Raw genomic sequence first — 8,937 nt, 5'->3', positions numbered from 1 at the left:
TCGAGGATCTCTTCTTCCCACTCGGGATCCCACTTCATGCGCTGCTCGATGTTTCCCTGAATGAGCGCGGCGCGCAGCAGGGGCTCGCCCGTGTTCATCTTCGATTCCATCCCGGCGCGGCGGGCATAGCCATAGAGAAGGAGCGCGCCGATAATCATGAATGCAATCGTCGGCATCGCCGCTTTGGAGCGAGCCTCTTCGGTGGGAATTTCTTCGCCCTGACGGCGACGCCAGCGAAGGGCAAAAATCTCATAGAGCGCGGCGTTGGCGAGCACGACGAAGAAGGAGAGCCCGTAGACCCCGATGAGATCGGCTCCCTGGGAGAGGTTTTCGTGACTCAGCCAGAGGACGCCGAGCTTGTTCCAGTTGAAGCGGATGAGCGGCGTGCGCAGCGACTCGAAGATCACCCACAGGGCTGCGGCCAGCACCGGTAGCGGCACGCGGCTGCGCGCGCGCAGCCAGCACAGCGAAGCGCCCCACGCCCCCCAGAACAGGGAAACCAGCAGGGAGAGCAGCAACGTGACCACCGCGGCGGCCGGGACCGGAACAGCGGTGTAATCAGAGATTGTCCAGGTGATCCAGTAGAGCTGGAGGAAGTTGCCGACGATGCCCGCCCAGAGCGCGAGCTTGAAACCCTGGCGCGCGTTGCTCTCACGCATCACGTGCAGGAGCGGGACAAGAAAAATCCATGCACAGGGCCAGAGGTTCCACTTGGGAAAACCAAGGGCGCTGAGCAGGCCGGTGGCGGCGCAGAGCAGGAACTCGTCCTTGCCCGGAAGGAGTGCTTTGAGTTTGTTCACGTCTTACTTCAGTGCAGCTTTTTGCAGATGGGTTTCCACGCGCTTCATGGCCTTTTCCCAGGCCGCGCCGCGCTCGTGATCGTAGCCCAGCAGGTGGGCAATGCCATGGGCCAGCAGCCGGGCGTAGGCCTCTTCGAGTGTTTCGCCCAGCTCGCGGGCCTGGCGGCGCGCGTAAGGGACGTCGATGAGCACGTCGCCGAGCGCCAGCGTGGGCTCGGGATTTCCGGCAAAGCGGCGCGCGAGCTCGGCACGCAGGTGCTTGAGGTGCGCCGTAGCCGTCGCGGCCGGGTCCCTGGCCAGCTTGCCGGGGATCTTTTCTTCGAGCGGAAAGGAGAGCACGTCGGTGGGCTCGGGCTTGGCGCGATGCTCCCCATTGATGGCGGCCATCTCCGGATCATCGAGCAGAACCAGGCTCAGCTCCAGTGGCTCAGTTCCCAAGACGCTTAAGATTTTCCGAGCGAGCTTCTTCGGCAGCCGGCTGTCCGCCCTCAGGTTGTTCGGCATCTTTTGGACGAGAATCTGCATTTTCCTGCTTCTTGCGCTGTTTCTCGGCGGGCTCGGGATACTTGATGCGTCCGTGGTGGAACGCGGCCAGGGTCTTTGAGAAGGCCTTGGCGATTTCATTGAGATCCTTGAGCGTCAGGTCGCACTCGTCGAGCTGCCCGTCGGCGAAGGCGTCATTTACCAGCTTTTGCACCGCGCCGCGAATGCGGGCCTCGGTAAAGTCGGGCAGGGTGCGCACGGCCGCCTCGATGGCGTCGGCCAGCAGCATGATGCCGCCTTCCTTGCTCTGGGGCTTGGGTCCCGGATAGCGGAAGTCGTCCTCATTGAGCGGTGGCATATCCTCAGTCTGCTCGGCCTTGGCCTTTTCCCAGAAATACTTCATCAGCTTGGTGCCGTGGTGCTGGGGGATCATGTCGATCACGCGCTGGGGCAGGCCCGCCTCGTGCGCCATCTCGATGCCGTCCTTTACGTGCGAGGAAATGATGATCGCGCTCATGTTGGGAGAGAGCTTCTTGTGGGGCGAGGCCTTGCCCGAATCCACCATGTTCTCGATGAAATACTGGGGCATCTTGGTCTTGCCGATGTCGTGGTACATGGCGGCCACGCGCACCAGCAGGGCGTCGGCGCCGATGGCCTTGGCCGCGGCTTCGGCAATGGTGCCGATGACCAGGCTGTGCTGGTAGGTGCCGGGAGTCTTGAAGAAGACTTCTTTCACGAGGGGGTGACTGGTGTCGTTGAGCTCCATCAGGCGCAGTGCCGAAGTGTAGTTGAACAGGCGCTCTGCAAAGTAGGAAACCTGCGATACGGCGAACGCGCCGCCCACGCCCAGGCCGAAGAGGATCACCAACTGCTGCCAGTCCGAGGGAATGAGCAGGTCGTGATTCACATAGAGGTCGGTCCAGTAGAAAATCACATTGATGGCGCCGAGCACCATACCCGTGCGGATGACCACGAGGCGGTGCTGATACTGGGAGACCATCCAGATGACGAGCATCGAGCCCACCATGGAATAGAGCACGTAGAGCGGGCCCGCTTGTACAAGCAGCCCGGCGGCGATGCTGGCAATGAGTGCATGAAACAGGGAGATGTCAGCGGGCAGGACGACACGCATGAGCATGGCGCCGAAGGCGACAAAGCCCGACCACTGCCAGGGGTCGGTGGCGAGGCGCACCGAAAGAAGCTGCAGGGCGAGCACGATGGCATAGAACTGCAGATCGTTGATGCCGGCATTGAAGTAGTGAAGATGCTGGCGCGCGAAGAAGTAGAGCATGCCGATCAGCAGACCGGCGAGCACCGAGACCAGCGCGAAACTCAGCCATCGCTGGGTGTGCTTCTCTTCCTTGGACAGCGCGCTGAGGATGATGACGTCTTCGGAATTGATGCGCTCGCCCTCGCGCACGAATATCTCGCCTGCCTTGAGGTTGAGGTACACCGGCTTGACCTGGCTGGCAGCCAGTTCGCGGCGGGCGTCAGTGGCCTGGATGTTCTTTGCCAGATTCGGGCGCAGCAGTTTGCGCACGAGCTGGGTCAGGGCCTTGCGCAGCGCGGTGTCTTTTGGATAGGGAGAGTCGGCCAGCCATTCCTTGACGACGTCGCCGGCCTGCGCGCGAGCCGTTTCGAGATCGACGAAGCGCCCGAGCTCATGCTCCACATTCTCGGAGTTGGAGGGAATGCGCCGCACGGTGATTTCGGCGGCGTCCCCGACCGGGAAATCGGCGCTCGATCCGATCACCCCGGGGCGCAGAATCTGTTCGACGGCGCGGACGATGCGGTCTTCGACCTCGGTGCCGTAGCGAACCGAGGCGAGGGCCTTCGCCGTCGAGTCCTCGATTTCCTTGTTGAGAAACTGGGTGGCGGTCGGTGGCGATTCCTTGGCCGCTTCGCGGGCTTCAGCAAGTTTTTCGCGCAGCTCGGCAACGCGCGAGCCGCTGTTGCGTTCCTTCTTGAGTGCTTCGATCTGGTCTTCAAGTTCCCAGATGCGGCGGTTGTTCTGTCGTACTGCGCCAAACCAGGCGGCCACCTGATTGGCCACACTGCGCGCGGCATCTTCGTCGTAGTCGAAGATGGGCAGCACGCGCTCCATCGCTTCGGCGCGGCGCTGGGAGGTCGAGAGATGATCCTCCACCGCGAGGTCGCGCGGGGCCTTGATGTTGCCCACGGCAATGTCGCCGACCTCGTACTGGCGAAGGCGCAGCACCGTCGGCGGGGAGATCACCAGACCGATCAGAATGCTGATGCCCGCCCAGACGAGGATTCGGGTGGCCAGCGCCTTGCGATTCCGGCTCTGTTCTTCCTCGGCGGACTCGGCACCCTTTCCGCGCGGGGCGCCGGCGCGACGCGGGCGCGTGGTGTCGCCGTCATCCTTGCCGCGGGTGCGTTTGGTTGGTTGTGGGCTCATGACTGCTTTCCGGTGCCGGGTTTGTCGCCGGCATCCTGGGCGCGGGAGCGACGCTCATAGGCTTCGACGATGGACTGGATGATGGGGTGGCGGACCACGTCGGTTCCGTCGAAATGGGTGATGTGAATCCCCTCCACGCCGGTGAGCACGCCGATGGCGTCAACCAGTCCCGATTCCTGCCCCGGCGGCAGATCGATCTGCGTGATGTCGCCGGTGATGACAGCGCGCGATCCGTACCCCAGGCGCGTGAGAAACATCTTCATCTGCGCCGGCGTGGTGTTCTGTGCTTCATCGAGAATCACGAAACTCTCATTGAGCGTGCGGCCACGCATAAAGGCCAGCGGCGCCACCTCGATCGAACCCATGTCGATCAGACGCCCGGCCTTGTCGATATCCAGCATATCATGGAGCGCATCGTAGAGGGGTCGTAAATACGGGTTGACCTTCTCAATCATGCTGCCGGGCAGGTAACCGAGTTTCTCGCCCGCCTCGACGGCCGGACGGGTGAGAACGAGGCGACTGACTTCGCCGGCGAGCAGGGCCGAGGTGGCCATGGCCATCGCAAGGTAGGTCTTTCCGGTGCCGGCCGGGCCGATGCCGAAGGTGACGGTCTTCGACTCGATTGCGCCCAGGTAATCCTTCTGACGCGGGGTCTTTGGAACGACCCGGCGGCGAAGGCGCGGCACGGGTTTTTCGTTCCCGGCGATTTCGGGGAGATCCTGATCGGTCGCACTCAGCCGCAGCAGGTTGTCCACGGCCGCTTCGGTCACGTCCTCGCCGCGCGCGGCAAGGGCCTGCAGCTCTTCGAGGATGACGCGGCCGCGTTCGACGCGCGCGCGTGCGCCTTCGAGCGTGACGATGTTGCCGCGCGAAGAAATATCCAGGCCCAGGTGCTCACCGATCCGGCGGAGGTTGTCCTCGTGCTTGCCGATGATCGCCTGCGCGAGGGTATTGTCGCGGAGCGTGACGTTCTTTTTACTTGTCTGTTCCAAGGTTCCAGCCGGAGCGGCTTACTTTTCCAGGTCGGCTGCGAGTTCCAGGGTGTAGCTGGCGTGCTCGCCGTCGACCATGAGCGGGAAATACACGTAGGGCGAGTTGTTCTCGGGGAAAACCAGGTCGGAGGGAAGAAGCCCGGTCTCGGCCATGGCGCCCAGACTCTGGGGCAGCTTGCCGTGAAGCAGGCGGTAGACCTCGATCGCGTGATGCACGCGGTGCAGGCCGTTTTCGATCTGGGCCTTGCGCGTCTCGCTGGCGAGATACCAGGGCGAGAGCAGGCCTTCCTGCATGCTGTTGTAGCGAATCACCAGCAGGGCCAGCGTAATGATGCCGGCAGCGGCGAGCAGAATGTAGGGCGAACGGGGCTTGGCTTCCTCGCCGAAGAACGCGTCGCCGGTCTCGCGCTGCGCGGTCATCACGTCGAGCTTGAGATAGCCCTTGCTGACCAGGCTGGCGACGGCCTTGCTCGCTTCAAACGCGCCCATGCGGCTTCGGTCGATGATGTTTTGCACCGTCATCTTGCCGACGAGCACGTTCAGCACGGTCTGCTCTTCTGTCGGCAGATCTCCGCCTTCATCCTCGTCATCCATGATGTCGCCCAGGTCGAGGAAGTTCTCCGACTCCATGGCGACGTTCTTTTCTTTCTTCGGTTTGGCCTTCGGTTTGGGAGTCGAAAGCTTGATCACCCGCACATTGGGCGAGGGGATGACCTTCTTGATGGCCGGCCATTCGTCGACCATGCGGAAGCCGTCCATCAGGATGTGTTCGGCACTGACCGGTGAGAACGAATCGGCATTGCGAATCACTTCGCGCGGGACGAAGACGAAACGTCCGTTCGCCCAGTGGAAGAGGGAATAGACCTCTTCCATGGCAAAAAGGCGCTCGATCTCGGCGACCTTTTCATTCTGGATGATGCCGGCGTCCACCAGGTAATCGCGGATCTTACTCAGTGCCTGGGCCGCACCGTCGCGAACACGGCTCCCCTGCTCGGGGGTGAGCAGGCCGGTGCGAACCATGTGTTCGAGCAGACACTTGTCAGGATCGGAATTGGGCGGGCGCGCGTCGACGATCAGGCCGCCGTAGAAAAAGACGTCGAGGTTGCCGTCTTCGCTGCGCAGCTCGAGAACACCTTCCTTCTGCTGTTGCCCGATGAGCTGGAAGATGTCGGCGATGCCGAACTCTTTGAGTGTTCCTTCGAGGGCCATGACGTCCTAGCTCTCCTTGGGAACTTCGATTCCAAGGCCGCGGGTGGGCTGGAATCCGACGGTGTCGATGCGCACGACACTGACAATGATCAGGATGAAGAGGACGGGGGAAACGATGGCGAGCAGCGGCCAGCGTGCCGCTTCGGAGAGCAACGTGGGATCGGCCGCTGGCACGCCCGAGGCCAGCAGCATTGCCGCATTGAGAAGGAATAGGGTCAGGCTGCCAAGGACAACGCCCGTGGCCACCTGGCCGGCAGCCAGTTGCGCGGCGCCGGGGAACACAATGGAGAGCAGGCGCAGCGCCCAACGGCGCCGACGCTGGTAGCGCTCTACCTTGACGACCTTCTTGAGGCGGCTCTCGGGATCGACCGCATGCTTGGTGTAGAACGCGGCCGAGCACTGGGGGCAGATATTGCGCGCGCGCACTGCGATCTTGGTGGTGCGCTTCATACCGACGCCGCAACTGTCGCAGGAAACGGCGGGGTCGAACTTTGCGGAGATGAGCGCGAGGATGCCAAGTGCCACGAGGATCACCACGCACAGGACAATCGGGTCATAGACCGAGCGGATACCCAGCGCCGTTAGGATCGGCGTGCCGGAAGGTGGCAGCGTGACCAGGTCGTTGCTCAGCGAAAGAATCTCTTCATTGGAGAGCGAGACCACGGCCGCGCGCTCATAGATAGTTCCCCTGGGGCTGCGTCGCTCCCAGAAAGCGGTCTCTTCGGGATTGAGGGTTCGCGCGCGGACGAGCGCCGCCTGCGCGTTGGAGACCTCGTCCTGTGCCAGCAGCGCCAGCGAGAGGTTGTACTGTTGGGACGCTGCGAGCGGATTGATGCCAAGGCCCTTCTTGAAGTAATCAATGGCTTCTTCGTATTCGCCTTCAAAGAGAAGGCTCACACCGGCATTGTTGAGTGCCTGCCAGCGCTTGGGATTGATCTTGATGACCTCGTTCCACGTTTGCCGTGCCTCGGCGCCCAGGCCCTTCTTGGTCTGGGCAAGGCCGAGCGAGAAGAGCACCGCCTCGTTGCCGCGGAAGTCGCCTTCGAGCTTGCGCAGATCGTGGAGGAGCTCGTCGTCCCAGCGTCCGCGCTGGGCATCGAGGATGCGCAGCAGTGTCGGTGAGCGCGAGAGCGCAAAATATTGATCGGCCTTCCATGCCAGGAAGGGGACGAAGATCAGTGCGATGAGCGCCAGCGGGGCGAGAATCTTCTCGCCGCGGCTGCCGTAGGCGAAGAACACCAGAATCCACATCGGCGCAATGCCCAGCGCGCCCCAGCCCAGCGCCAGCGGCGAGAGCATCATCAGGATGAGCGCCATGCGCGGGACCACAAAGGCCTCGCGCTCAAAGCGGAATGTTTGAACCAGATCGAAAACCAACGGATTGATGTGGCGGTACATGAGCGCCAGGCCGAACAGGCCCGTGATACCCAGGATCGCCAGCGCGAGGCCCAGCGCGAGGTAGCCGTAGGCTGCAAAGCTGGAGGTCACGCCATCGAGCGTGTGCAGGAAGCTCTGCACCCACTCGCCAAGGAAGCGTACCTTGTCGCCCTTGTTGCGGTTGGCGCGCGCAAATTCGATGCCGCCCATGTCCGGCGAGAGCTGCTCGGCCGCCTGCACGAGGCGGTTTTCCATCTCGGTATCGGCGTTCTGGCGTGCCTGCGCGGCAAGTTGCAGGAGCGCGTTGGAGTAGGCCGGGAGATTCTCGATGGAGAGGGAGCGGCGAATGCGCTCGAGTCGGTCGAGCTGCACGGTCACGCGCGAATACTGGCGCGCAAAAAAGGCTTCATGGAGATCGTGCCAGATCTCGTCGATCTTCTCGGAATTGCGGATCACACCGAGCTGCGCGCCCTCAACCAGGGCCGGGCCTCCCGGGCCGCCGGTGTGCTCCTCGGCAGCGGGGGAGCTCTCTTCCTGCTGCGTGGCGGCTGCGGCGCCTTCGGCAGCGGGCTCTTGCGTGGCGGGTTCACCCAACAGGTCGTCGATGCTGTAGGTCTCGCCGGCCGGTTCGTCGGCGGCGGGCTTGTCGGCCGTGGTGGGCGGCAGCGCCCCGGCGGGTTCCGCCTCTTCTTCTTTGGGCTTGGCCGGCGCAGTGTCGACGTTGTCGAGCAAATCGTCGATGGAGAGGCTGTCCTGCGCACGCGCGGGCAGCGCCTGGAAGGCAAATACCCCCCACAAACCCATTAGCAGGGTCAGGAGGCTCAAAGCTGCGCGCGTTGACCGCCCGAAGGGGCACACGTATATTCGGCTCATCTTGGATGTCATTGGGTCTGCCAGTTGCGCAAACGCTATCATGGCCCCACCGGTAGGGCAAGGCGGGGCAGACCTAAGTGTCTGGAAACAGGGACCATATGGCGAATGAGCAGAGCGGCCGAAAGCCCCTTGTGAGCGAGGGGGTTCCTCCCGACCCGGGGGAGCTCCAGCGCGCGGTGTCCCGGTTGGTAGAGACCGTGGCCCGGCTGCGGGCCCCGGGGGGCTGTCCTTGGGACCGCGAGCAGACCATGGCCTCCATCAAGCCCTATACCCTTGAAGAAACCCACGAGGTGCTCGAGGCCATCGATTCGGGGGTAGACGCCGACATCGTGGAGGAACTCGGCGACCTGCTGCTTCAGGTGGTTCTCCATTCCCAGATCGCGGCCGATGAGGGCCGCTTCGACCTGATCCCGGTAGTGGACGGAATTTCCGAGAAACTGATTCGCCGCCATCCGCACGTCTTTGCCGATGTGAAGGCCGAGACCGCCGGCCAGGTCGTCGAGAACTGGGAGCAGATCAAGAAGCGCGAAAAACAGCGCGAGTCCCTGCTCTCGGGCGTTCCCAACAGCATGCCCGCGCTCAGCCGCGCCAGCCGAATCTCCGAGAAGGCGGCCCGCGTGGGCTACGACTGGCCGGTGCGCGAAATGCTCTTCGACAAGCTCAATGAAGAACTTGGCGAGCTCGCACAGGAGCTCTTTCCGGACGGCAAGATTCCAAAGGTCGCTTCGGGCGTTGATGCGGCCCCGGTGCCCGACGCGCCGATCGACGATCCCGAGCGCCTGGA

General features: G+C 63.1%; 7 protein-coding genes. 1 reads left to right on the top strand and 6 read right to left on the bottom strand.

The features are described 5' to 3' along the window. The 6 genes from KDH09_08260 to KDH09_08235 all read right to left on the bottom strand — a co-directional run. Positions 1-800: hypothetical protein (locus tag KDH09_08260; protein ID MCB0219670.1), on the bottom strand; the 800-nt coding region annotated here is incomplete at its 3' end. Positions 801-803: 3 nt separating this feature from the next. Next, positions 804-1,238: an rRNA maturation RNase YbeY gene (ybeY, locus tag KDH09_08255; protein MCB0219669.1), complete on the bottom strand. Its 435-nt coding sequence runs from the start codon at positions 1,236-1,238 to the stop codon at positions 804-806. Further along, entirely contained in the window at positions 1,228-3,702 is a 2,475-nt protein-coding gene (locus tag KDH09_08250) for an HDIG domain-containing protein (protein MCB0219668.1), read from the bottom strand. Before KDH09_08250 ends, ybeY begins: the two co-directional genes overlap by 11 nt. After that, positions 3,699-4,694: a PhoH family protein gene (locus tag KDH09_08245; protein MCB0219667.1), complete on the bottom strand. Its 996-nt coding sequence runs from the start codon at positions 4,692-4,694 to the stop codon at positions 3,699-3,701. The genes KDH09_08250 and KDH09_08245 overlap by 4 nt, the downstream gene beginning before the upstream one ends. A gap of 18 nt (positions 4,695-4,712) precedes the next feature. After that, entirely contained in the window at positions 4,713-5,903 is a 1,191-nt protein-coding gene (locus KDH09_08240) for a DUF4388 domain-containing protein (GenBank protein MCB0219666.1), read from the bottom strand. 6 nt (positions 5,904-5,909) lie between these two features. Then, entirely contained in the window at positions 5,910-8,105 is a 2,196-nt protein-coding gene (locus tag KDH09_08235; GenBank protein ID MCB0219665.1) for a tetratricopeptide repeat protein, read from the bottom strand. A 146-nt stretch (positions 8,106-8,251) separates the two neighbouring features. On the opposite strand from KDH09_08235, the gene mazG reads away from it, so the two are divergent. Continuing rightward, on the top strand, positions 8,252-8,937 hold a 686-nt coding region (gene mazG, locus KDH09_08230; GenBank protein MCB0219664.1), incomplete at its 3' end, for a nucleoside triphosphate pyrophosphohydrolase.

The sequence above is a fragment of the Chrysiogenia bacterium genome (assembly GCA_020434085.1).
Lineage (GTDB): Bacteria > JAGRBM01 > JAGRBM01 > JAGRBM01 > JAGRBM01 > JAGRBM01.
The sequence above is the reverse complement of the archived record's forward strand: the minus strand, read 5'-3'. Positions and strand labels throughout refer to the sequence as shown.